19 protein-coding genes are annotated in these 26,106 nt (G+C 46.0%); 12 read left to right on the top strand and 7 right to left on the bottom strand.

The annotated features are described in order from the left end of the window. Positions 1-42: 42 nt before the first annotated feature. Positions 43-393 (bottom strand): translation initiation factor, encoded by a 351-nt coding sequence (locus GJU82_RS08890; RefSeq protein ID WP_153631826.1) that lies wholly within the window; start codon positions 391-393, stop codon positions 43-45. A gap of 13 nt (positions 394-406) precedes the next feature. Next, positions 407-742 carry a TraR/DksA C4-type zinc finger protein gene (locus GJU82_RS08885; RefSeq protein WP_228488636.1) on the bottom strand — a complete coding sequence of 112 codons (336 nt, stop codon included), beginning with the start codon at positions 740-742 and terminating at the stop codon, positions 407-409. Between the two features lie 282 nt (positions 743-1,024). Between GJU82_RS08885 and GJU82_RS08880 the strand changes: the two genes are divergently transcribed. The 4 genes from GJU82_RS08880 to GJU82_RS08865 all read left to right on the top strand — a co-directional run bounded on the left by GJU82_RS08880 (position 1,025) and on the right by GJU82_RS08865 (position 7,018). Continuing rightward, the gene (locus GJU82_RS08880) at positions 1,025-1,864 is read left to right on the top strand and encodes a sulfide/dihydroorotate dehydrogenase-like FAD/NAD-binding protein (RefSeq protein WP_153631825.1); all 840 of its coding nucleotides are present in this window, start codon (positions 1,025-1,027) and stop codon (positions 1,862-1,864) included. After that, the gene (gene gltA, locus GJU82_RS08875; protein WP_153631824.1) at positions 1,864-3,354 is read left to right on the top strand and encodes an NADPH-dependent glutamate synthase; all 1,491 of its coding nucleotides are present in this window, start codon (positions 1,864-1,866) and stop codon (positions 3,352-3,354) included. Before GJU82_RS08880 ends, gltA begins: the two co-directional genes overlap by 1 nt. A gap of 20 nt (positions 3,355-3,374) precedes the next feature. Beyond that, positions 3,375-4,361, top strand: a complete 987-nt coding sequence (locus GJU82_RS08870) for a dihydroorotate dehydrogenase-like protein (RefSeq protein WP_153631823.1) — start codon at positions 3,375-3,377, stop codon at positions 4,359-4,361. A gap of 155 nt (positions 4,362-4,516) precedes the next feature. Further along, positions 4,517-7,018 (top strand): LysM peptidoglycan-binding domain-containing protein, encoded by a 2,502-nt coding sequence (locus GJU82_RS08865; RefSeq protein WP_153631822.1) that lies wholly within the window; start codon positions 4,517-4,519, stop codon positions 7,016-7,018. Positions 7,019-7,094: 76 nt separating this feature from the next. On the opposite strand, the gene rocD is transcribed toward GJU82_RS08865, so the two are convergent. The 3 genes from rocD to GJU82_RS08850 all read right to left on the bottom strand — a co-directional run bounded on the left by rocD (position 7,095) and on the right by GJU82_RS08850 (position 13,056). Beyond that, a complete protein-coding gene (gene rocD / locus GJU82_RS08860) occupies positions 7,095-8,312 on the bottom strand; it encodes an ornithine--oxo-acid transaminase (RefSeq protein ID WP_305071364.1) in 1,218 nt (405 codons plus the stop codon). A gap of 158 nt (positions 8,313-8,470) precedes the next feature. After that, complete coding sequence (locus GJU82_RS08855) at positions 8,471-10,519, bottom strand: BatA and WFA domain-containing protein (RefSeq protein ID WP_153631821.1); 2,049 nt, start codon at positions 10,517-10,519, stop codon at positions 8,471-8,473. Between the two features lie 77 nt (positions 10,520-10,596). Beyond that, positions 10,597-13,056, bottom strand: coding sequence for a TonB-dependent receptor (locus tag GJU82_RS08850; protein WP_194831012.1), 2,460 nt, complete (start codon positions 13,054-13,056; stop codon positions 10,597-10,599). A 173-nt stretch (positions 13,057-13,229) separates the two neighbouring features. Between GJU82_RS08850 and GJU82_RS08845 the strand changes: the two genes are divergently transcribed. The 5 genes from GJU82_RS08845 (at position 13,230) to GJU82_RS08825 (ending at position 17,920) form a co-directional block, all read left to right on the top strand. Next, positions 13,230-14,432 (top strand): anaerobic sulfatase maturase, encoded by a 1,203-nt coding sequence (locus GJU82_RS08845; protein ID WP_153631819.1) that lies wholly within the window; start codon positions 13,230-13,232, stop codon positions 14,430-14,432. A 5-nt stretch (positions 14,433-14,437) separates the two neighbouring features. Next, positions 14,438-14,863 carry an arsenate reductase ArsC gene (locus tag GJU82_RS08840; RefSeq protein ID WP_153631818.1) on the top strand — a complete coding sequence of 142 codons (426 nt, stop codon included), beginning with the start codon at positions 14,438-14,440 and terminating at the stop codon, positions 14,861-14,863. Between the two features lie 254 nt (positions 14,864-15,117). Continuing rightward, positions 15,118-15,531 (top strand): secondary thiamine-phosphate synthase enzyme YjbQ, encoded by a 414-nt coding sequence (locus tag GJU82_RS08835; protein WP_153631817.1) that lies wholly within the window; start codon positions 15,118-15,120, stop codon positions 15,529-15,531. Positions 15,532-15,700: 169 nt separating this feature from the next. Further along, the gene (locus GJU82_RS08830; protein WP_153631816.1) at positions 15,701-17,314 is read left to right on the top strand and encodes a thiamine pyrophosphate-dependent enzyme; all 1,614 of its coding nucleotides are present in this window, start codon (positions 15,701-15,703) and stop codon (positions 17,312-17,314) included. A 24-nt stretch (positions 17,315-17,338) separates the two neighbouring features. Beyond that, on the top strand, positions 17,339-17,920 hold the full coding sequence (locus GJU82_RS08825; RefSeq protein WP_153631815.1) for an indolepyruvate oxidoreductase subunit beta: 582 nt from the start codon (positions 17,339-17,341) through the stop codon (positions 17,918-17,920). A 129-nt stretch (positions 17,921-18,049) separates the two neighbouring features. Here GJU82_RS08825 and GJU82_RS08820 read toward each other — a convergent pair whose 3' ends face one another. Further along, positions 18,050-19,864: a lysophospholipid acyltransferase family protein gene (locus GJU82_RS08820; RefSeq protein WP_153631814.1), complete on the bottom strand. Its 1,815-nt coding sequence runs from the start codon at positions 19,862-19,864 to the stop codon at positions 18,050-18,052. A gap of 160 nt (positions 19,865-20,024) precedes the next feature. Here GJU82_RS08820 and GJU82_RS08815 point away from each other — a divergent pair, with 160 nt between their 5' ends. After that, positions 20,025-21,914, top strand: a complete 1,890-nt coding sequence (locus GJU82_RS08815) for a YgiQ family radical SAM protein (protein ID WP_228488635.1) — start codon at positions 20,025-20,027, stop codon at positions 21,912-21,914. Positions 21,915-21,931: 17 nt separating this feature from the next. On the opposite strand, the gene GJU82_RS08810 is transcribed toward GJU82_RS08815, so the two are convergent. Further along, positions 21,932-22,897, bottom strand: a complete 966-nt coding sequence (locus GJU82_RS08810) for a TIGR01212 family radical SAM protein (RefSeq protein WP_153631813.1) — start codon at positions 22,895-22,897, stop codon at positions 21,932-21,934. Between the two features lie 155 nt (positions 22,898-23,052). Between GJU82_RS08810 and GJU82_RS08805 the strand changes: the two genes are divergently transcribed. Then, a complete protein-coding gene (locus GJU82_RS08805; protein ID WP_153631812.1) occupies positions 23,053-24,597 on the top strand; it encodes a DUF4301 family protein in 1,545 nt (514 codons plus the stop codon). Positions 24,598-24,653: 56 nt separating this feature from the next. After that, positions 24,654-26,078: a tetratricopeptide repeat protein gene (locus GJU82_RS08800; RefSeq protein WP_153631811.1), complete on the top strand. Its 1,425-nt coding sequence runs from the start codon at positions 24,654-24,656 to the stop codon at positions 26,076-26,078. Positions 26,079-26,106 lie beyond the last annotated feature (28 nt).

Here is a 26,106-nt window from a genome sequence, read left to right as displayed (position 1 = left end):
ATATTAATGCTGATTAGTTCGAAATAGTTGTATATTCAATGATTAACCGCCGGCTTTCTTCACTTTGTAGCCTTCGTTGGTTAAAAGTTGCATGGCTTTGTCGCGGAAGTCGCCCTGAAGCAATATTTCACCGTTTTTCACCGAGCCTCCAACTCCGCATTTGCTTTTCAGTTGTTTCCCCAACGCTTTCAGATTGGAATCTGTGCCGACAAATCCGGTGATGAGTGTCACCTCTTTGCCTTTGCGTTGTTTTCGGTCGAGCATGATTTTTAGATTCTGCCGTGATGGTGGCAATGTTTCTGCTTCTTCCTGCCCGTCGTATTCGTAATCGAACTGGTTGTCGGTTGAATATACGATTCCCTCCCGGTCATTCTTTCTCTTATTTTTTCCCATTATCTCAATAGATTTAACGTGAAGCACACCGGATACACAATGTCGATTCGGGTATAATGGCAATACGGCCCCATGGAATTTCTTCACCGCAACGGGAACATTTTCCAAAATCGGCAGAACCGATCTTTTCGAGTGCCTGTTCCAGTTTCGATAATTTTAACTGCTTTTTCCGTATAGCTGCTTCGTTCACACTACGGTTATTGATGGCATCCATCCGGCTTACCCGGCCAATAGCACAATCCGGGGCTTCCGGTTGTGTCAGCTCTTTTAACTCAATTAGTTCTTCTTTGAGTCCGGCCACTTTGTCCATCATGGTCTTCCGTAGTCTTTCCCGATCTTCGTTTGTCATTATTGTGCCCTGTATGAAACTGTCAAGTTATCAATCCTTAATATTAATATTTGCAAACATCACTTTGCGATAACGAAAACTTTAAAAATAAATATTTCATTCGAAAAACATTGGAATCAAACTGAAAATAAATGAAGCCTTTTTGAACGTGCTGATTCATTAATAATTTGAGGTATAGGTTGTGTAGCACATGAAGAATACTTTGCATATTGACCTTTAATTTCACGAAATTCCTATTTTTGAAAAAATTATGTGAATTAATAAGAAATTATTTCCTGTTAGATGAATAAAGTTGTAGAAAAGGAGTTTTTCTCGGAAAAGGTTGTCAGATTGGTTGTTGAGGCCCCTTTGATTGCCCGCGCCAGGAAAGCAGGAAATTTCGTTATTCTCCGTGTTGGAAAAAAAGGAGAGCGGATTCCGTTAACCATTGCTTCGGCTGATGCCGAAAAAGGAACTATCGACCTGGTCGCACAGGTGGTTGGGGTAAGTACCTCGAAATTGGCTGAGCTGGAACCGGGCGATTATATTACTGATTTAGTTGGACCGTTGGGAAAGCCCACTCACATCGAAAAAGTAGGAACAATTCTTGCGGCTGGCGGTGGCGTTGGTGTAGCTCCTTTGTTACCCATTGTCGAGGCGTTTAAGAAAGCCGGAAACCGTGTCATTACGGTGTTGGCTGCACGCAGTAGGGATTTAATCATTCTCGAGGATCAGATGCGTCAGTGGTCCGATGAACTGATCGTGATGACGGACGATGGGTCGCATGGTCGGAAAGGTTTGGTGACAGCCGGTATGGAAGAGATATTACAGCGTGAAAAAGTAGATGAGTGCATTGTTATCGGCCCTGCTATCATGATGAAGTTTGCCGCTTTACTCACCGGGAAATATAAAGTGCCTACGCAGGCCAGTCTCAATTCCATCATGGTGGATGGAACCGGAATGTGCGGCGCCTGTCGGGTATCGGTCGGAGGAAAAACACGGTTTACCTGTGTCGACGGTCCTGAGTTTGATGCACATCACATTGATTTTGACGAAATGTTGATGCGGCTCGGCGGTTACCGCGAAGAAGAGAAAGAAGCGTTGGAACGTTATCATTTACAGCACAAATTGGTCGAAAAGTAATGGGATTAAATTCATTCTATCTGAAACAGGAACGCGACGCGGCATGGCGCACCGAACTGAGAAAAAAAACGAAGAATAAGGACCGGATGCTGATTAACCGGGTATCCATGCCCGAGCTGGAACCAGAAATCAGGGTAAACTACCAGGACCGGGAGGTCAATCGTGGATTGACTCGCGATATGGCCATGCAGGAAGCAATTCGTTGTATGGACTGTGCCAATCCAACCTGCATCGAAGGTTGCCCGGTGAGTATCAACATTCCCAAATTCATTAAAAATATTGAGCGTGGTGAGATTCAACAGGCAGCGTCTGTGTTGAAAGAAACCAGTGCCTTACCGGCCGTTTGTGGGCGCGTTTGTCCGCAGGAGAAACAATGTGAAGCACAGTGCTTCTATGTGCAAAAGCTGAATAAGCCTGCTGTGGCAATAGGTCATTTGGAACGTTTTGCCGCGGATTATGAGCGTGAGAATGGAGAGATGAGTGTTCCGGAAACAGCCGAACCCAATGGAATTAAAGTGGCAACCGTTGGTTCGGGCCCTGCAGCGCTTTCATTTGCCGGCGATATGATTAAGAAGGGGTACGATGTAACTGTTTTCGAAGCGTTGCATGAAATTGGCGGCGTATTGAAATATGGTATTCCCGAATTCCGGTTACCGAATAGTATTGTCGATAAGGAGTTGGAAAACCTGCAAAAAATGGGCGTTCATTTCAAAACCAATTTCATTGTGGGGCGAACGGCCTCTTTCGATGATTTGAAAGAGCAGGGATTTCAGGCTTTTTTCATCGGTAGCGGTGCCGGTTTGCCCCGGTTTATGAATATTCCTGGTGAGAACTATAACGGAATTCTCTCGTCGAATGAGTACCTGACGCGTGTGAATTTGATGGGGGCTCAGTACGACGAAACCGATACTCCTGTTTTGCATGGTAGGCGTGTGGCGGTGATTGGTGGCGGTAATACCGCGATGGATTCTGTTAGAACCGCTTTGCGGCTTGGCGCCGAAAAAGCCATGATTGTTTACCGGCGTTCGGAAGAGGAAATGCCGGCCCGTATCGAAGAGATCAAGCATGCAAAGGAAGAGGGAGTGGAATTTCATAACCTCTGCAATCCGCTGGAATATTATGGCGACGAAAAAGGACGTGTCAGCGGAATGAAGTTGATGCGGATGGAGTTGGGAGAACCTGATGCTTCGGGCCGTCGCCGTCCGGTTCCTATGGAAGGTTCGGAATTTGAGATGGACGTTGATTTGGTGATTGTAGCTGTTGGTGTTTCGCCAAATCCTTTAGTACCTTCGAGTTTGAAAGAATTGAGTGTAACAAAATGGGGAACTATCGTCGTCGACGAGAACGATATGCAGTCTTCCATCCCGGAAATGTTTGCGGGTGGTGATATCGTTCGCGGTGGTGCAACCGTCATTTTAGCCATGGGAGATGGTCGTCGGGCTGCTGAAAAGATGGACCATTTTCTGCAGGGAAAATATGCTGTGAATTAATATCTAAAGTAAATCGAATCATGCCAGATCTTTCTGTTTCATATCTAGGACTGGAACTAAAAAGCCCTATCATCGCCGGAAGTAGCGGATTGACCAATTCCGTCGAAAGTCTTCGGAAAATTGAAAAAGCCGGGGCCGGGGCCGTTGTACTCAAGTCGGTTTTCGAGGAAGAAATTTATCTCGAATATGCCGAAGAGATGAAGAAGCTGGGGCCAATGGATAACAACCTCGAGTTTCTGGATTATTACGATTACGAAATCCGTCAGGGAAATCTGAAGCGTTATATTCAACTGGTTTCTGACGCAAAAAAGGAATTAACCATCCCGGTGATTGCCAGCATCAACTGCGTTTCGAACCAGGAGTGGTCATTCTTTGCCCAAAAGCTTGAAGAAGCGGGTGCCGATGCCATCGAACTGAACATGTTTATCCGTCCTTCCGACTTGTCGCAAAACAGTCGCGAGAACGAAAGCATCTATTTTGATGTAGCCACCCGGGTTGCTTCCAATATTAAAATTCCGATTTCGCTGAAAATCAGTTCATACTTTTCGAATCTGGGAGGTATGATACGTGATTTGTCCTATGCGGAAATTAGCGGACTGGTCCTTTTCAATAAGTTCTATAGCCCGGATATCGATGTGGAAAACGAAAAGCTGATCGGTACTGATGTATTTTCAACTGATTCGGATTATACCTTACCGCTCAGGTGGATTGGCATCATGGCAAAACGCGTGAATTGCGATTTGGCTGCATCGACCGGAGTACATGATTGGAAAACGGTGGTCCGGATGTTGCTGGCAGGTGCTTCTGCTGTTCAGGTCGTTTCAGCATTATATATCAATGGCGTTGGCGTTATCAAGGACTTTAATCAGGGACTTTCTGACTGGATGGAAAAGCACAACTATTCCTCGATTGCCGATTTCAAAGGTAAATTGAGCATTAAAAATGATGTTGACCCGGCTGTCTATATGCGCGTGCAGTTCATGCGCAATTTCGGCGAACACGATTAAACAAAATTTAATACTTCATATTAACCGGCTTTTAATGACAAATGAAAGCCGGCTTTTTTGTTTATCTGTCATAGGGCCCAAAGTGTGCATTCAGGAAAGTTTGTAAAATTTCTTACCTTTCGACCAACTATTTGACATTTCTGTAGATATTGAAAATGAAGACCAGAATAAGCCGTTTTACTATTGTTTTCACTTTTTTGTTTGCACTGACTGTTATCCAGGCAATGGCTCAGGTGAAAGTTTCATCCGAGACCGTCGTTATCGGTGGGAAAAAGTATCTGTTGCATACAGTTGAAAAGGGGCAAACCTTGTATTCCATCTCTCAGTCGTATGGCGTTTCGCAAACCGAAATTGTTGATGAGAATCCTTCTGTAAAAGATGGGCTTTCGATTGGAGAGATTCTGCGCATACCTGTCGACAGGATGCAAAAAAGTGAATCGCGAAAAGAAAAAAGACGCCGCCGGCACAAGACACGTGACAAACAACATGTTTTGCCACCTTCGGCTGATTTCTTTTTTCATCCGGTAAAACCGCAGGAAACGGCCTACTCAATTTCCCGCCAGTACGGAGTCGATGTTCAAACCATTTACCAGTATAATCCGGAAGCAAAAAAGGAGTTGCTGGTCGGTGAAGTTTTGCGCGTTCCGCGTCATAAACAAGTATCAACAGGGACAACCCAGCCGGCGCAGGCAAATGCCAATTATATTTACCACAAAGTGGAAAAAGGAGAAACGCTCTATTCCATTTCGAAGCAATACAACCGGAAGATTAGTGAGATTGTAAATGCCAACCCCGGGGCTGCCCAATCACTCGAAACAGGAAGTATCCTGAGAATTCCCAAAATGGCTTCAACAGAACCAACACAGCTGGTTCCAACGGCATTGGGGCAATATTTTACTTATCGTGTGGAAACGGGTGACACCTATTTCAGTTTGAAACAGCGGTTTGGTATTTCGCAAGATGAGTTAGTGAAATTGAATCCGCAATTGTACGACGGACTGAATGCCGGCCTCGTGGTTCGCATTCCGGAGAAACAGGTGGCATCAACGAAAATTGTTCCCATCAACAAAAATCTGTTTCAGTACCACACCGTAACAAAAGGAGAGACGCTTTACGGACTTTCACATCAGTACAATGTGAAAATCAGTCAGCTGAAAGAATTGAACCCCGTACTGAAATTGCGCGGTCCGGTTGCGGGCGAACAGTTGCTTATTCCCAAACCCGGCGTGCCGGAAGAGCTAAAAGAGAATCTTACGGATGAAATCAATACCAATATTACTGTTCAAACACCGGCATACGAAGTAAAACCGAATCCGGCAGCTCCTAAAGCTGAATGCATGGGGATGGGATGGATTGGAGATGAACCAATTAAGATTGGCTTGTTCCTTCCATTGTACCTGGAGGCTAATGACACAGTAAATTATATCCGGATGACACCGGATGAAATTCAGAAGCAGATTGCAGAACAGAAAGCAGCTGGTATTGATGATCCGGTTGTTGATTCGGTGAAGGTGCGGGAGAACAAAATCATCTATCAGCCATCGGTTAATTTCCTCGATTTTTACGAAGGAGTTCTATTGGCGCTTGATACCTTGAAACAGCAGGGAATCAAGACCGAACTGTATGTTTACGATACCAATCAGGATACCAGTGTTATTCGGCAATTGGTACAACGTCCTGAGTTCTTGTCGCTGAACCTGATAATCGGTCCGGTTTATCCGAAATGCCAAAAACTGGTTTCTCAACTTTCAGCCAAAAACCGGATACCCATGGTTTCTCCGCTTTCGGCAAATGGTGGTTGGTTGGCCAGCAACCCGTACTATTTTCAGATTAATCCGGACAAAATGTACCGACTGAAAGCTACGGCCGATTATCTGGGAGACGATTTTTTTAACAAGAACTTCATCGTGATGAAGATGGGCAACAATGCTCACCTTGATGAATCGCAGATGGTGGATTGGGTGCGGAACAAATTCTTCTCCACGGGATATTACGATCAAACTCCGTCGGTACTTTTCCATGAATTCGATTTCCGCGAAGGCGGATACTACGGGTTGATTCATCTTCTTGATCCCAATAAAGAGAATGTGGTGATTGTGCCTATGACCAGCGAAGCTGATGTGAATGTAGCGGTGACCAATTTGAATACGGCTGCCAAAAAGTATAGCATTACGTTGGTCGGTTTATCGGAATTTTCGCGCTACCGGAGTATTGAGACCGATTATCTGCACAACCTGAAACTGCATTATCTGGCGCCCTATTACATCGACTACCGCGATAAAAGCGTGGTGCGGTTTATCCAGCGGTATCGGAATGACTTTTACGATGAACCCAATCAGTTCAGTTTCCAGGGATACGATATCACCAATTATTTTGTGAATGCCATCCGGAAATTTGGGACCAAATTTGCCCAGTGCCTTCCTTATTTGAATGTGCATTTACTGCAGGGAGATTATAATTTCCAGAAGGTTTCCGATTTTGGCGGTTTTATGAACCATACCCTTTACATCATGAAATATACCCGCGGCTACCAGGTAAAAGCGGTAGGAAAAGTGGGCGATTTGCCATTGCTGCTTTCCGGTCAACCGGAGGTGATGCAGCCCGACAGTACGAATCAACAGAACAATGTTATTACGTTTCCGGGCAACCGGAATTAGTCAATAAGCCAAGGAAATAAAATTAAAAAGGCCCCTCCTCATCGGAAAGGCCTTTTTTGTGCCTGACGGTTTGTATTTATTCGAATTCAGCGAATGATTTTTTAATCAAAGAGATGGCTTCAGCCATTTGCTCCTCGGTGATGGTGAGCGGTGGCGTAAAACGGATGGTGTGCTCGTGTGTGGGTTTGGCAATCAGGCCATGTTCTTTCATCGCTAAACAAACATCCCAGGCCGTTTTGCCGTTGGTGGGTTTAATCTGAATCGCATTCAACAAACCCTTACCCCGTACTTCCTGGATCAACGGTGAGTCGATGGCTTTCATTTCTTTGCGGAAATAAGCCCCAATTTTCTCCGAATTTTCTATCAGTTTTTCTTCTTGCAACACCTCCAGCGCGGCAATAGCAACTTTGGCGGCAATCGGGTTTCCACCGTAAGTAGAACCGTGTTCTCCCGGTTTAATGGCCAACATGATTTCGTCATCGGCCAGCACGCAGGAAACCGGTATCATGCCGCCGGAAATGGCTTTTCCGAGTACCAGAATATCCGGACGAACACCTTCGTGGTCGCAAGCCAGCATCTTACCGGTACGGCCCAATCCGGTCTGTACCTCATCGGCAACGAAAAGAACATTGTGTTTTTCACACAATGCTTTGGCTTTTGTCAGGTAGCCATCTTCCGGAACGTAAACACCAGCTTCTGCCTGAATAGGTTCAACCAGGAAACCAGCGGTATTCGGGTTCTTCAGCTCGGCTTCCAGTGCTTCCAGATTGTTGTAAGGAACTTTTACGAAACCAGGAGTAAAAGGACCGTAATCACCGTAAGCATCCGGGTCGGTCGACATGGAAATGATGGTAATGGTCCGGCCGTGAAAGTTACCATCACAGCAAATGATGCGGGCTTCATTTTGCGGAATGCCTTTCTTCTTGTATGCCCATTTACGAATCAGCTTCAGCGCGGTTTCGTCTGCTTCGGCACCCGAGTTCATGGGCAGCATTTTGTCGTAACCAAACAACTTGGTGATGTACTCTTCCCACTCACCCAGTACATTGTTGTAAAAAGCACGAGAGGTCAGCGCCAGCTTGGAAGCCTGTTCAGTTAATGCCTTCACAATTTTTGGGTGGGAGTGGCCTTGGTTCACAGCTGAATAAGCAGCCAGAAAATCATAGTATTTTTTCCCTTCTACATCCCATACAAAAATTCCTTCACCGCGTTCCAGCACAACAGGCAGCGGGTGGTAATTATGTGCTCCGTATTGATCTTCACGGGCAATGTAATCTTTTGTCGTCATATTCATACGTAATGCTTATTTTATACTGTGTGGAAATTTATCCGCGGGAGTTGAAGCTAACGGATTTAATTGGCATTATCAAAATGTTTTGCAATAGCCCGGTTTTTATTTCGGCGTTAAAACGGAAGTGAATGTGGAGCAGCGATTACTAAATTGAAACCGGATTATTTCCAAAAACGGATAATTAAAACTTCCGCCAGAAGGGCCATGATGGCGAACACCAGGAATAACCGCCAAAGTTGTCGTCCGCTGTGGATGACGTTGAATTGGTAAGAAATTTTTGCATCTGATGCTTTAAATAGTTGCACCTGATTCAATCCGGCATCGTGGAGTTGTTCCGTAAGCTGGCTGGCATCATAGCAAACCGGCTCCGATTCTTTACGGTTGTAGTTGAAAGCCAACGGCAGGGCTCCGTTTCCGGAGGTTAATTTATAATTTCCGGCTTTCGTAACCGCACCCGTTTTCATTTGAAAACGGTTTCCCGGAAGGGGTTGTACAGAGGGCAGCCAATCAAACGAATTACCAACTCCTTTCAGGTGCATTTGGCCCTGTGCATTACCATTTCCCGGAAAGGGGAGATCGAGTACTTTGTCGCGTCCGATGGTGTAATACAAGGCCGAACCGTGTACACTGGTTAGTACCATTTTATAAATCAGTGGCACAAAAAGCGCATGGGTAAAAAATTCGCGGTTTTCACCGGAAGGAGGTAACGTGAACAGGAAACATTTCCCTTTTCCCGGTTGGCTTTCGCTGAGCAACAGATTCCCGTTTGGTAGCGAGAGAATTGGAAGTGCTGTGGGATTAACTGTTTGACTCGGAAAATGAGATTTTATTTCAGGCAAATCACCATCCGGGTTGGGACCGCTAAAAACATCCTGGAAAAGCGGGTTGGTAACATCAAGCTTCCCGATGTGCATGGCAGTCGTGTCGATCGTTCCGGAATACGGGTTTCCCTGCATTTTTGCGATAAAGCTGTTATACGACTCTAAATCACCGTTTCTGGACGGGAAGAAAACAACCGTTCCGTCCTGCCGGATAAATTCGGACAAACTGGCTGTCAATCCCGAAGATAGTTCAGGTAATTGCGTCAGGAAAATGATTTGCTGACTACTGAGATCACCGGTCCGGACTTGCTGCCAATTTACCTCTTGGTAATGCACCAAACTATCGGTTTGTAGCAGGGCAGAAAGATATTTTTCACCGTCATCGTTGCCATGAATCACCAATGTGTTAATCTGTCCGGTTACGCGGAAACCCAAATATAGCGTATTGTCGTACGTTACCGGGAAATCGGTCAATTCAACCCGGGCATTTTTGATTCCTGCGCTTCGGGCTGTAAAGTTCAGTGTAACGGTCTTTTCCTGTTCCGGTTTCAAATCAAAACTGGTAACTGATCGTAATGAGTCATTTTCGAAATAACGCACCGGAACATCATTCAGCTCCTGATCGCCATTATTCTTCACCCGGGCATAAAGCGTTTCGGCCGTTCCTTTAATTCTTCCGGGTACGGCAAACCAGGCCGAATCAACCAGCAAATTATTGGATTGCTGCGCCTTCAGTAATCCAATATTCAGGTTCATCGAGGTATCTGCTTTTAATTGCCGGATATCCGCGATGTTTTTTTGAAAGTCGCTAAACAGGTAAACCGAAGTAGGGCCAGCATTATTTTCGCTTTTCAGTCGTCGGGAAAGCACCCGTATGATTTGCGATAGTGATGGCCGGGCTGGAGTGGCTTCCAGTGCACTGATTCGGTTAATCAGCATACTCCGGTCGAGCAAACGCTGATTTTGCAGCGATAAATCATTTGTCACCAACGCAAATTTTGTGTCAGCCGGATAAGAGTTGGCTAAATTCAACGCTTCCTGTTTGGCCTGTTCCAGCAGGTTGTTTCCCTCGGAGCCTGCCAGCATACTAAAGGAATTGTCGATGTAAATCCCTGCCTTATTCAAATTCGCTTTGGTTGAGGCATTCTTCGGCGGGATAAAAGGGTGGGCGAAAGCTGTGACCAGGAAAGTAATGGCCAGAATCCGGCTGGCCAATATCAGTAACTCTTTTAGGTGTTTTTGTTGTTTCTTTTCCCTTTTCAGCTGGCTCAGCGCCCTGACATTGCTGAAATAGACCGTGGTGTAACGCCGGAATTTGAAAATATGGATGATGATGGGAATGAGAACCAGGAACAGCGCCCGGAGATATGTTGGATATAAAAAGGTCATTTGCTTTAGCGTTGAATTAAGTTTTTTATCATTCCCGGCTCCGAAATTAACTGAAAATCGGAAATCCGCCAAGGTCGTTAAAAGCTGGCCAAAAGTTTCAGGTTGATTCTTCTTCCGGTCAGGTAATTGGGCACCGCATGCATTTGGTTATACACATCGGTTACCCAGAAATAAGAAATGGTGTTGTTGATGTCCATCAGGTTGAAAACCTCCAGTGAAACGGAAGCAGTTTTCATACCCAATCGTGTTTTTATGTCACGGTTTTTACCGGAAAACAATGTTTTGGTGAAGCCGATGTCCACGCGGCGGTATGGAGGCATTCGAAAAGTGTCCATCCACCGTTCGTTGTTGGGCGGACCGAAAGGCAATTTCGAACCGTAATGCAGTGTCAGGTTCATCTTAATGGATGGATATCCCGGGAAATAATCCTGGAAAAAGAGACTGAAATTGACTCGCTGATCCGTTGGACGCGGAATATAACCCGGGTAAACAATTTGCGTATTTCCGTTCGCATCGGTAATCGTGTACTGGTCGCCGATAATGTCTTCTTCTGTTTTCAGCAGCGAAAGACTTGCCCACGACTGAATGCCGCTCACAAATTCGCCATTCAGTTTCATGTCGAGGCCATAAGCGTAACCTTTCGCCACTTCTCCCGAAAAGTAACGGATACGAATGTTGTCAATCTGGTAGGGAATAAGGTTCTGAAGCGACTTGTAATAAATTTCGGAGGAGAGTTTGAACGGACGTTCCCACAAACGAAACAGGTGGTCGACGCCGGCCACATAGTGTGTTGCATCTTGTGCCTTCACCTTCCGGTTGATTTGTCCATCGATGGCCTGTAGTTCCTTGAAGAAGGGCATTTGCTGATATTTTCCCCAAGCCAGCCGGAAGACATAATTTTTTTGCCAGTTTGGGTACCAGGTGGCCGAAATGCGTGGACTTACGATGGTTTGTTCATTGAAATCCCAGTATTGTGCCCGGATTCCACCATTTAGGTTCAGATTGCCATCGGCCAGTGGAATGCTCCAGGTATCCTGAACAAGTCCCGAAAACCGATTGCTGCTGATGTTGGTTTTGGCATTCACCGATTGATAAAGTTCCACTGCCTGATCATTTCGTGGAAGCGAATAACCGGCGGAGTCTCGCATTTGCCATTCGTTAATTTTTTCATCAAACGTTTCATGACGGAATTGCAGCCCCCAATCAATTTTATGATTGCCTTCCCGCAGTTCTCCACGGTGCTGGATGCTCATTACCCGGGCATCCAGATTGTTGCGGGCATGGTCGAGATAAGAGCCAATACCCATGTTTATGGTGCTGTCGGCGTAAGTATCCGAGCCGGGAGAATTGTCTACTTCATTTAATAAGTATTGCCCCTGGATGTCATATCGTTCTGCCTCCACCGAATGAAAAGCCGAAGCTGTCAACTTCAAATGAAGTTTGTCGATGGGATGATAATCCAGGTTCAGTGCACCCAGTTTGGTTTCGTAGCGATCCTTTTCCTGTCCGTCGAAGTAAATTTTCAGTTGGTACACCTGGCTCCAGGTTCCATATTGTGTTTCCCTTGCCGTCGGAATAAATTGATAAACGTTGGAAGCAATATTTCCCAGAAAGCCTAAAGTCAATTTCGGTGAAAACCGATAAGTGAGATACGTTTGAAAATCGAGAAAATTAGGAGAGTAATCACCTTTTTGATCTAAGGTTCCCAACAAATACCGGTTGGTTTTGTAACGGATTCCAGTCGTATGTGTGAACCGGTTTTTTAACGCTGTCCCTTCGAAATGAGCTGAAGCCCCCAATAAACTCACTTCTGCGGAAGCGGCAGTTTGTTCCGGTTTCCGGTAATGAATATCCAGCACCGAGGACATTTTATCGCCATAAGATGCATCGAAACCTCCTGACGAAAACTCAATGGACGAAACCATGTCCGGATTGATAATGCTCAAACCTTCCTGCTGCCCCGAACGGACCAGGAAAGGACGGTAAACTTCAATTCCGTTGATGTACACCAGGTTTTCATCGAAATTTCCACCGCGAACCGAGTAGCGGGAACTGAGTTCGTTGTTGGAATAAACGCCCGGCATGGTTTTCAGCAGTGCCTCCACACCGCCTCCCGAAACTTCCGGTATATGAGTAGTTAATTTCGGATCCAGCGTGCTCATCCCGTTTTTCTGCCGGCGGGCTTCCGAAACAGTCACTTCGTCGATTTTTCCAGGGAGCAGCTTTAACACCGGTGTAATCGTTTTTTCTTCGCCCGGAGCGGGCAAAATCTTGATCTCCATCGGTTGATAACCAACCCGGGAAATAGAAAGCGTTTCTTCCTTTCGTGCCGGGACCTGCAGAATGAACCGGCCATTTTCGTCGGAACTGGTGCCAACGGCCAAACCTTTGAGGGAAATGTTGACCAATTCGAGCGGCGCTCCTTTTTCGTCGGTCACCTGTCCTTTGACAAGAGCCGTCAACGTCTGACTTTTTCCTGTTAAAGAAAAAGCCAGCAAGTTGATGAGTATAGAAAAAGCGGCGAGAATTTTTCTCATAAGGATCGGGCGCTTCAACGTAAATTTGGTTACCATAAAGATGGTTAAAATCGTCTAAACTGAGCCAATTTAAACTAAAGGAATGATTTTTACCCGCCCATATTTTTGACTATGTTTGCAAATATCACACATTTGTGAGACTAGGAAAGAATTGTAGAATATAGATTTTTTTCATGAGTGTACGTTACAAGCCATTGAATTCGGTACTGGTAAAACCTGCCGGTCCTGACTGTAATCTCGATTGCAGTTACTGTTTTTACCTGGAGAAGGATGAACTGTTTCCGGATACGAAAGTACACCGGATGTCGCTGGAAATTCAGGAAGAGATGATCCGTCAGGTGATGCAGCAGTCGGGACCGAATGTTTCCATTGCCTGGCAAGGCGGCGAACCGGCCCTGATGGGACTGGATTTTTACAAGCGGGCGATCGAGCTGGAGAAGAAATACGGTTATGGAAAAGTTGTTGGTAACGGTTTCCAGACCAACGGTACCCTGCTTAACCGTGAGTGGGCCAAGTTCTTCAAGGAATACGACTGGCTGATCGGTTTGTCGCTGGATGGCCCGCAACATATTCACGACCGTTTCCGTAAGGATAAAAGTGAACAGCCTACCTGGGTAAAGGTAGAGAATGTGGCGAAAATGCTGTTGGAAGAAGGCGTGGCGGTAAATGCGATGTGTTGTGTGACCGATTATTCGGCTGATTATGCGGAGGAACTTTACAATTATTATAAGCGTCTTGGTTTAACTTATATGCAGTTCATTCCCATTGTGGAACCGGACAAGGATGATCCCACCCAGGCCGCATCCTTTTCGGTAACTGCCGGGAAATATGGGAAGTTCCTGGTCGAACTTTTCGATTTGTGGCTGGCCGATTTTGAAAATGGACGACCCACCACGTCCATTCGTCATTTCGAAACGGTTTTTCACACGTATGTGGGAATGGAAGCCCCCGAGTGTTCTTTTATGCGCGAATGCGGCGTTTACACGGTGATTGAGCACAATGGCAACGTTTATTCGTGTGACTTTTTTGTCGATCCGAAACACCGTTTGGGAAATATCCGGCATGACAAAATTGTTAATATGTTGAATTCCAAAAAACAACAGGCTTTTGGACGGGCGAAGAGCGCTGTTCCGTTGAAATGCAAACAATGTAAGTGGTTCACTAAGTGCTACGGTGGTTGCACCAAGGATCGGATTAAGGATCCGCGCGATCATCGGAAACCACGGTTTTGTGAGGCATACATGATGTTTTTCGAACATGCCGATGGTGTGCTGATCCAAATGGCCGCTGAATGGAAGAAACAGCAGTCAGATTACCAGGAATATCAGCAATCCGGCGGGACGTATAATGCGTTTAAGGATTTTGTGAAGGAATAATTTTTATGGCGAAAGTTTTGATATTGACCACGGAAAATGCTGCCCGTTCACAAATGCTGGAAGGATGGCTTCGTTATTATACGCGAAATAACGTGGTGGTTCAAAGCGCCGGATTAACATCGTGTGCTATTGATCCGTTTGCCGTGAAGGCAATGATTGAAGCAGTGGTGGACATCCGGGAAGCCAAAAGTAAAATACTGGGAAAGTTGGACGAGATACCTTTTGACCAAATTATCACGCTTACCCCCTTGGCGACCAGTGAAGCCATGAGTAAATACCCGACTGCCACCGTAGAGGAAGCCATTTTTGACGATCCGAAACTGGCGACGGGAGAGGAGAAAGAGCGATTGAAAATATATCGCCGGAGTGTAGATGAGATAGATGATTATGCCTTCAACTATGCCGTTCGCAAGTTGGGGTTGGAATTTTAAAGGGGAAAATGAAACAAAAACAGTAGAAGAGTTCTTTGATCGTTGGCAGGATATTGGCCGTGTTATTTTTTGTGGTGCCGGGTTGGAGTTGTTCGACAGACAATTCGTTGGTTCCTTTGCCGGATAGCCGTTCCGCTGTCAATGCTTTATCTTTGAATGATCTGCTCACAACTTCAGCAACAAAATATGCCAGGTACATGGTCCGGGATTTTGGTACTATATAGCCATTCATGAATCGAAAAAGATGAATCGTTATGATGAAGCAATTCGAAATTACCCTTTCACCATACAGGCGGGGTTACCATTTAATCACGAGTGAAATTCAGCGACAGCTTCCGGAGTTGCCCAAAGTAGGAGTGGTCCATTTGCTCATCAAACATACCTCGGCGGCGCTTTCGCTGAATGAAAATGCCGATCCATCGGTGCGGGATGATTTTGAATCGTTCATGAACAAACTGGTTCCGGGGAATGATCCGGTTTTTACACACGTACTGGAAGGTCCGGATGATATGCCGGCCCACCTGAAGTCGTCCCTTCTCGGCGCAAGCCTGACCATCCCTGTAACAAATGGCCGTTTGAACCTGGGGACCTGGCAGGGAATTTATCTATGTGAATTCCGTAACCATGGAGGTTCGCGAAAGATTGTGGTGACGATCATTGGGGAATAACTACAGATTGCACATCGATTTAGTCATCTGGTTTAGAACCATTTTATATTAGGTCATAGCGAATGCAGGACATTGAATCCTGCATTCGGTCATTTTTATTGGTTCGTTTTTTCCGTTGTTTTAAGAATCTAATGGACAAGATTCAACAACACAAATCGATATATACGCTATGACTAAAAAATTACTGCTCGGGGCGGAGGCCATCGGACAGGGCGCGATCGACGGGGGAATGTCGGGCGTCTATGCCTATCCCGGGACTCCTTCTACCGAAATAACCGAATATGTTCAGGAAAACAAGGTGGCGAAGGAGCGCAACATTCACCGTGAATGGTCTGCCAACGAGAAGACGGCTATGGAAGCAGCGCTGGGCATGTCGTATGCCGGCAAGCGTACGATGGTCTGCATGAAACATGTTGGACTGAACGTGGCCGCTGATGCATTTGTTAATTCAGCCATTACCGGTGTAAACGGCGGATTGATTGTCACCGTTGCCGACGACCCCTCGATGCACTCGTCCCAGAACGAACAGGATTCCCGCTTTTACGGAAAATTTTCCATGCTTCCCATTTTGGAACCATCCGATCAACAAGAGGCTTATGAAATGGCCCGTACCGGCTTTGAATTATCCGAAAAGCTGGGCGTACCGGTTTTGCTGCGTATTACTACTCGTTTGGCACATTCGCGTGCCGGCGTTGAAACAGTAGAACCGATGCCGGAAAATAGAGGTTCATTACCGAAAGACCCAAGACAATTTGTGTTGCTTCCAGCCATTGCCCGTGTACGGTATGCCGGCTTGCTGGAAAAGCAGGGATCCTTCCGCGAATGCGCGGAGAAAGCGCCATTTAACCAATTTTTTGATGGCGAGGACAAAAGCCTCGGCATTATTTGCTGCGGCATTACCTATAATTACCTGAAGGAAAACTACCCGGACGAATGTCCGTATCCGCACGTAAAACTGAGCCAGTATCCATTGCCGGAAGATATGCTGAAAAAGATGGAGGAGCAGGTGGATGAAATTCTGGTGCTGGAAGAAGGTTACCCGCTGGTGGAAGAGATGTTGAGCGGATTCTTCTGTCGTGGCCGTCGCATTCTGGGCCGCCTTGACGGAACATTACCGCGTATGGGGGAATTAAATCCCGACCATGTCGCGAAAGCATTGGGCATTCCTGTTAAAGAAGGCGGAAAAGCGCCGGATATGCTGGCCAACCGTCCACCGGCGCTGTGCAAAGGCTGCAGCCATCATGATACCTACAAAGCATTGAATTTGGTGATGGAGCCATTTGGCGACGGACACGTGTTCTCCGATATCGGCTGTTACACGCTGGGTGCCTTGCCACCCTACTCATCTATCAACTCCTGTGTCGATATGGGGGCATCGATCACCATGGCGAAAGGTGCGGCTGATGCCGGTTTGTTCCCATCGGTTGCTGTGATTGGCGATTCCACGTTTACTCACTCTGGAATGACCGGTTTGCTGGACGCTGTGAATGAGAAAACTCCGATTACGGTACTGATTTGTGACAATGAATCGGTTTCGATGACCGGCGGACAAGATTCTGCAGCTTTGGGCAAAATTGAATCCATATGTCTTGGCCTGGGCGTTGATCCGGATCATCTGCACACCATTGAAGCGCATCGCAAAAATCACGATAAGTTGGTAGAATTGCTCGAAAAAGAAGTGAATTATGAAGGTGTGTCAGTGATTATTCCCAGGAGAGAATGTATACAAAAAGCAGCTCGTCGCATCCGCGCTGAAAAGATGAAGCGTGAGCAAAACGCTTAGTCAAACCCCAAAATTTTAAAGCATATGAAATGTGATATTGTATTGGCAGGCGTTGGCGGACAGGGCATTTTATCGATTGCCGCTGTACTTGGCATGGCTGCCGTTGAAAACAATTTATACCTCAAACAGGCCGAAACGCACGGTATGAGCCAGCGCGGTGGAGCTGTTCAATCGTACCTGCGATTGTCGGACAATCCCATTTATTCGGATTTAATTCCGGCTGGAGAAGCCGATATTATCCTTTCGGTCGAGCCTATGGAATCGCTTCGTTATCTGCCTTTCCTGTCGAAAAAAGGGTATGTGGTGACCAACACCACGCCTTTTGTGAATATCCCGGATTATCCGGAATTGGACAAGGTGCTGGGCGAAGTGAAAAAACAACGGCATCACATCGCTATCGATGCCGATAAAGTAGCCAAAGAAGTTGGTAATTCCCGCGCATCGAACATGGTGATGCTGGGTGCCGCTTCACCCTTTATCGATATTCCAATCGAACTCATCGAAGAAGGAATTCGCAAAATCTTCACGCGGAAAGGGGAGGATATCGTGAATCTGAACCTGGAAGCCTTACGTTCCGGAAGAAAATTCGCGAAAGAAAACCGCTAACAGGAGAGTGCCAGGGATTTTGCTGCCCCTGCCGGACAGGAAACGGGAAAGCATCAACGGGACAGGTATTTCGATTGTCCCGCAGGAAAACGTTTTCTCCTACCCGGACGACCGTTTTAGCTTCCTTGCTTACTCTTTGGCTTTATCGGTTTCGGTATTGGAATAAAACCGTTCCAGAATGCTCATGTCATTGGCCTCCTTCGACAAAGAGACGATGGTTTGGTGAGGTACATCGAACAGGTCGAGAATAAGCAGCCCATCGAGGCAGTTATTGAATTTAGGGTCGACATTGAAGCCGATAATTTTGGCATTCAGCCCGAGGTATTTTTTCAGCAGTACCGGCAATCCTTTGTTGTATTCGTCGATGTCGCCGATGAACTTGTCCAGCGAACGGATATCATCTGTCATATTCTCCAGCGCTACATTCAGGTTTTCATCCGGGGTCGTTACTTTGTGCCGGTTTCGTGGGCGAATATGTTTGGCCCTTTTGTAATCGAAAAAGTTTGCCATGATGTAACGAATAATCAATTCCTTCGATTTCTCCGAATAGGTGTTGCTGATGCTTACCGGACCAAGCAAATACCTGTATTCGGGGTTACGCAGGAGAAAATAAAGGATTCCTTTCCAGAGCAGGAACAGTGGCAATGGTTTACGCTGGTACTCTTCTACAATAAACGACCGGCCCAGTTCCAGCGACTGGTTAAGCGTATCTTTAAAACCTTTTTTCATTCGGAAAAGGCTTTGGGAATAAAAGCCCTGGACGCCAAATTGCCGGAGGATATCAGCCCCCTTTCCGATGCGATAGGCACCGACAATCTTCTCTTCGTCCCGGTCCCAGATAAACATCTGGTTGTAATACAGGTCAAATTCATCGAGGTCGGTCGCCCGGTTGGTGCCTTCACCCACTTCCCGGAAGGTAATTTCGCGCAGCCTTCCAATTTCATGCACGATGTTGGGCATCAGCTCCGATGGCGCACAAAAGATCGAATAGTTTTTAATATCGAAGAGCAGGAAATCCGGATTCAGGTTGCGGACCTCTTCCAGAATTGCCTCCCTGGGTGCCGGTGCAATGATTTCTTCCGGTTTTCTTTTTCTTTTCAGTGAATAATTGAAAAAGCGTTTGACCTCCAGGCCGGTATCGAGACAGTAGGTCTTCGATCGAAGATAACGGCCGTATTGATGAATATCGGTGAACAAATGTTGCTCTTTTACAGGAATAGGATTGCCTATACGTACTTTAATGGTTTTTCCTTTTTTGTTGAGGAGTTCGGATGCCAGCCTGGCTGTTCGCAGTGTTGGATGAATGCGTCCCAGCCAATGAAACATCCGGCTGTTGGTTCCGTGGAAAAAGACAGGAACTACCGGCACATCTGCTTTCCTGATAAATTTTATGGCCGGAAACAACCATTCGCGGTCGGCAATAAAATTGGCTGAATTGTAACTGGTCGACACTTCCCCGGCCGGGAAAATACTAAGTACACCACCTTCACGAATGTGGTCTATTGCAGCTTTCATTCCGCTCAAACTGGAGCCTGCTTCGGGCATATTCTCAAACGGGTTGACAGCGAAAAAAAACTCACTGATGGGCTCTACCTTCTTCAATAAAAAATTGGCCAGTACCTTCTGGTCGTGGCGGACCATCGACAATAGTTTGATGAGCAAAATGCCATCGATACCTCCAAACGGATGGTTCGAGACCGTAATTAATCCGCCGGTTGCCGGAATGCGTTCCAGATCCTGTGGATTAAATTCAAGACGGATGTCGAGATAATCGATTAGGGCATCGACGAATTCAATACCTGATTTATTTCCAATCTCGTCGTAGAGTGTATTTAACTCATTGAAACGAAGGAGGTGCATTAAAAATTTGGCAAAATATTCGCCTCCAAGATATTGGATGAATGGACTGGCCTTGACCAGGTCTTTAGAGTTAACGATTCCCATGGCTAATTTAACATGTGCTAGGTTGGGGTAAAGATAAAAAAAATGGAACCTGTACGATATCTTCTGTAAAGATGTAACCATTCTGTACCTAAAATGTAAAAATGAAGGCATTTGAAGATGTGCATGCTGAAAAGTGTAACTTTGCCGCAAAAGCTGCAATTTGAGTCAGTATTTGAATAAAGCGGGAATGTCCGGATGGTTGCCTACATCGGTTAAAGAGATGAAGGCATTGGGATGGGATGCACCGGATGTTATCCTGTTCACAGGTGATGCGTATGTAGACCATCCGTCATTTGGGGCGGCGGTTATCGGGCGTATCCTGGAAGCGGCCGGATTACGGGTGGCCATTGTGCCGCAACCTAACTGGACCGACGATTTACGGGACTTCAAAAAGCTGGGCGAACCTCGTATGTTTTTTGGCGTTACCGCCGGAAATATGGATTCGATGGTGAACCATTACACCGCCAATCGCCGTCGCCGTTCCAACGATGCGTATACGCCGGGAGGCAGGGCATGCGCCCGTCCCGATTATGCTTCGGTGGTTTATACCAATATTCTCAAAAAGCTCTATCCGGATGTCCCGGTAATATTAGGAGGGATCGAGGCTTCACTGCGCCGCCTGACCCATTACGATTACTGGTCGGATAAACTTAAACCGGGAATTCTGGAAGAGAGTGGTGCCGATTTGCTTTTTTATGGCATGGCCGAAAAATCCATTTCAGAATTTGCCCGGCTGGTACAACGTGGCGTGCCGGTGCAATCGCTGACCAATATTCCACAAACCGCTTTTATTCTTCCGTCGGGAGAAAATTATGCCACCAAATCCGATTGGGAAGGGCTTGACCTGAATGCGCATGAGGCGTGTCTGACGGATAAAAAGAAGTTTGCTGCCAATTTTCGGTACATCGAAGAAGAGTCGAACCGGTGGCAGGCGAAGAAACTCGTTCAGCAGGTTGGGAAACGGCAAATAGTAGTCAATCCGCCGTGGCCACCGCTTTCCACCAAAGAAATCGATCAGGTTTACGATTTGCCGTTTACCCGTTTACCCCATCCTCGTTACAACGGGAAAGGAGTAATTCCCGCCTACGAAATGATCCGGCATTCCATTAACATCCATCGCGGATGTTTTGGAGGCTGCTCGTTTTGCACCATTTCAGCGCACCAGGGGAAGTTTGTGGTTTCCCGTTCCGAGAAATCGGTGATGAAAGAGGTGGAAGCGGTTGTGAACATGCCCGACTTTAAAGGTAATATTTCCGATTTGGGTGGCCCATCGGCTAACATGTATCGCATGGGCGGCAAGGATTTGGAGCTTTGCCGGCAGTGCAAGCGGCCTTCCTGTCTTTATCCGTCGGTTTGCAAAAACCTGGAAACCGATCACCGTCCGTTAACGGGTTTGTACCAAAAAGTAGCTGGTTTTTCCGGAGTAAAGAAAGCGTTTATTGGTAGCGGTATTCGTTACGATTTGGCTTTTCACGAAACCGGGGATGCAAAAAAGGATGAAGGCAACCTGGAGTATCTCCGTGAAGTGATACGCCACCATGTTTCCGGTCGCTTGAAAGTAGCGCCCGAACACGCATCGGATGAGGTACTGGATGTGATGCGGAAGCCTTCGTTTGAGCTGTTTCGTCGGTTAACCGCTTTTTTTCATGCGGTGAACCGGAAAGAGGGACTAAATCAACAATTGATTCCTTACTTCATTTCCAGCCACCCGGGAAGTTCGCTTGAAGCAATGGCTGAACTGGCGGCTGAAACCAAGGACTTGGATTTTAAACTGGAACAGGTACAGGATTTTACACCAACGCCTATGACAGTTGCGACGGTGGTTTATTATTCGGGATACCATCCCTACACACTTGAAAAGGTATCCGTTCCCCGAACGGAGAATGAGAAACTGGCACAAAGGAAGTTTTTCTTTTGGTATAAAAAGGAATACCGAAATTCGCTAAAACAGGAGTTACAGCGACTCAACCGGCCCGACCTGGAGAAACGGTTGTTTGATGTACAACCACTGCCTTCCGGGGAAAAAAGAGATCAATCCAAACGAAGTTAATCATCAAAAAAGCGGCGTTAACCTTTCTTAAAAAGACGCCCTTGCCAGGTATCTCTTTCTTTCAGGCGCTTTTCTACTTTGGCAACAAACTCGAAATTTTTCATTCCCCAGCGAGGGGCAATGAGCAAATCATCTGGTGCCGAACTGACAAAACGCTCAAGAATGATTTGCGGATTCAACCGTTCGAGGTAATCGACCACCAGTTCGCGATATTCTTTCACTGAAAACAGATGGAACATATCCGGTGTGCCGGCATACTGTTTGGCCATGATTGTGCCTTTATGAATCTGCAGCTGATGCAACTTTAGGTTTCCCACCGGCAACCGGGAAATGACATCGGCCTGTTCCAGTATTTCCTCACGGCTTTCACCCGGAAGTCCGAGAATCATGTGCGCACAATTGTGGATGCCTCTTCGCGATGTTTCTTCCAACGCTCTGACAGATTCTTCCCAGGCATGGCCACGATTGATAGCTTTCAAAGTACGCTCCAGCACCGATTCAATGCCCAGCTCTACCATCACATAATACTTTTCTGAAAGCTCCTGCAAGTAATCCAGTACTTCATTGTTGAGGCAATCGGGCCTTGTGGCAATAACCAAACCGGTGACACCGGGATAGGCCAGGGCTTCATCATACAATTTCCGGAGGCCTTCCACCGGGGCATACGTGTTGGAATAAGCTTGAAAATAAGCCAGAAATTTGATGCTGTCGTATTTCTTGCGAAAGAACTGTATGCCTTCTTCCAGCTGACGGGTAACACTATTTTCCAGTTGACAGTAAGTAGGTTTGAAGGTTTTGTTATTGCAGTAGGTGCAGCCACCGGTTCCCCGGCTTCCATCACGGTTGGGACAGGTAAATCCTGCATCGATTGAGATTTTCTGGACCCTCCCATTAAATTTGCGCCTGAAAAAGGTAGGAAAATCGTTGTATCTCCGTTGGTGTCCCCAGTGAAAGTTCCTGTTTGTGTGTGCATCAGCTGTCATGGTCGCAAAGATAGCGGTATTTTGTTTTTAGAACAGTCCTAAAATTATGTCTGGCGGTTCATTTCTTCTTGATAACTTTAGGTTCCGGAGAGGTTTATTCGTTTTTATTTTTTAAACCTTTTTCTATCTTTAGCCACTAAAGTAACGGGTTGATTATGTTTACAGAAAAGGATATTCAGCAAATTAGCAATCGCGGTAGCCAACTACCGGAAGTAGAACGTCAAATTGAGAATTTTAAGAAAGGATTTCCTTTCACGAATGTCCTTCGTCCGGCCACTGTAAACGACGGGATTATCAAGCTCGATGAGGGCCATATAGAAAAGTATATCGGCATCTTTGAGCATGAGGTCAACCGGGGAATTGCCATCGAAAAGTTTGTACCGGCTTCGGGAGCGGCCAGCCGGATGTTTCAGAAGCTTTTTGCTTTTCAGGATGCAGCAAAATCGCAGGAACAAGCAGTCTCATTATTGGATGAGGAAGCGCATTCCGATGTAAAAACCTTCTTCGACAACCTGCCGAAGTTCGCGTTTTACCATCAGTTGCCCGGAGAATTGAAAAAGACAGGCGCCGATGGACATTTACCTTACCGGGAAATTTTGGAATTTGTGCTGACCGGGAAGGGATTGAATTACGGTTTCCTGCCCAAGGGATTGTTGCAGTTTCATCAATACGGAGAAATATCCAGAACGCCGGTTGAGGAACATATGGTGGAAGGCGCCTTATACGGCAAGGATTCGGGAAAGAAAGTGAGTTTGCACTTCACCGTATCGCCGGAGCACCTTTCTTTTTTTGAAGAAAAGACAGACGGGGCCGCAAAAAATTTTGAACATCACTATGGCGTGCGGTACGAAATTGGTTTTTCGGAACAAAAGCCGTCAACCGATACGATTGCTGTAACACCTGCAAACGAACCATTCCGGCAGAAAGATGGAACCTTACTATTCAGGCCGGGGGGACACGGGGCTTTGCTGGAAAATCTGAATGATATTGACAGTGACATTGTCTTTATTAAAAACATCGATAATGTCGTGCCTGACAGATTAAAAGAGCCGACCGTACGTTATAAAAAAGCGTTGGCTGGTGTATTGTTGTATTACCGGCAAAAGGTTTTTAACTACCTTCGCGAGTTGGAAAAAGCCAGTGTTGCGGTATCCGATAAACTCATCGCAGAGATTTCGGATTTTCTGACGAAGGAACTTTGTGTTGAGGCAGCGGAAAGCCAGTATTATACAGAGAAGGAAGCTTTAATTCCTTATCTGCGAAACAAATTAAACCGGCCCATCAGGGTTTGTGGAATGGTTAAAAACGAAGGTGAGCCGGGTGGCGGCCCATTCTGGGCACGCAATGCAGACGACACCATTTCGTTGCAGATTGTAGAACGAAGTCAGATTGACAACGAGAATGAGGAACAAGCCAATATAGTTGGGCAATCGACACATTTCAATCCGGTTGATTTGGTCTGCGGAGTTCGGAATAGTAAAGGCGAAAAATTTGATTTATTGAAATACCGCGATCCGAATACCGGGTTTATCTCTCATAAATCGAAAGAGGGAAAACCGTTGAAGGCACAAGAGCTTCCGGGGCTATGGAACGGGGCTATGGCCGACTGGATTACGCTTTTTGTGGAAGTACCGGTGGTTACCTTCAATCCGGTAAAAACCATCAACGATTTATTGAGAGAAGAACACCAGAACTCCTAGTGAGAGGATGATATTGCGTTGAGGATTATTAACAGATACGCAGACAGTAAAATTTTATGGAACAAGGAGCTAAGGATGACTACGAAAGCAATGAAATTGCTCTCGTAATTGAACGTTATCAGAAGATGCAGCACGAGGAGCGTGTTGAGTTTTTTGATGTGGCCGAATTTGAATATATCATCGATCATTACACCGACAGGGGACATCATTATCAGGCGGTAAAGGCGGTGGAAAGAGGTGTGATGCAACATCCTCAGGCGATTTCACTCAAGGTACGGCAGGCTCGTATTTTACTGACACAAGGGAACGTGGATGAGGCGAAGGAAATGCTTGAAATGGTTGCGGGAATCGAATCTTCTGACCCGGAGATTTTGCTAATGCTTGGTACATGCTACAACTTTTTAGGCGATAGCCCGAAAGCCACTTATTATTTTGAAGAGGCTGAGCGTTTTTCCTACGAAGAAAAAGACGAAGTCCTCTATAGCATTGGTGTTGCATTCATTCAGAACAGCGAATACAGCAGGGCTATTCCGTTTCTTGAAAAGGCACATCAGGAAAATTTGGAAAACGAAAATGTGATTTACGATTTGGCTTTCAGCTACGACAAGGTAGGTGAGAGTTACAAGTGTATTCAGTTTTACAACAAATACCTCGATCTGGACCCGTTTTCCGAATTTGTTTGGTACAACCTGGGGATTGCCTATAACCGGGTAAACGATTTCGATAGAGCGGTGGAAGCCTATGATTTTGCCCTGGCACTGGACGACAATTATGCCTCGGCACTTTTTAATAAGGCCAATTCGCTTGCTAATGCAGAAAAGCTAGGCGAGGCCATTGCCACTTACGGGGAATACCTGAAAATTGATGGAGATTCGGACGAAACCTACTGTTACATTGCTGAATGCTATTTCCATCAGCGCAAATTCAAAAAATCATTCGATTACTATAAGAAGGCGTTGCAGCTGAATGGTTACAATGCAGATGCATGGTATGGCGCATCGGTGGTTTTACTGGTGGAAGATAAGGTGCCGGAAAGTCTGGCATTCCTGAAAAAGGCCATTAAGCTGGAAGACGATAATGCCGATTTTTGGCTTACTTTTGGTAAAGTCAACTCCACATTGAATTACTACGAAGAAGCTGAGCAAGCGTTCCAAAAAGCGCTCGAGCTGGATGCAGACAATTCTGACAACTGGCTTTCTTTTGCCGACTTCTATTACGAATATGAGCAGCTGGGCATGTCAATCGATATCCTGATGAAAGCCAAAAAGCAAGGTGTCGTAAGTGCCACATTAAATTACCGTTTAACCGCTTATTTGCTGGAAAACGGCGACGAGTACCTGGCCATGCATTACCTGGAACAGGCGTTGAGTGAGGATTTTAGTCAGTATCATGATCTGTTCGACTTTTGTCCGAAAGCCCTGGAAAGTGGTCCGGTCAACCGGTTGATTGATAAGTACAAGATGATTAATCATTATCATTAACAATGATTAACTTTTAAAATATTGACAG

This window comes from Prolixibacter sp. SD074 (assembly GCF_009617895.1).
Taxonomy (GTDB): domain Bacteria; phylum Bacteroidota; class Bacteroidia; order Bacteroidales; family Prolixibacteraceae; genus Prolixibacter.
Note: the sequence above shows the minus strand (reverse complement) of the source record. Positions and strands in the feature narration are given on the sequence as shown.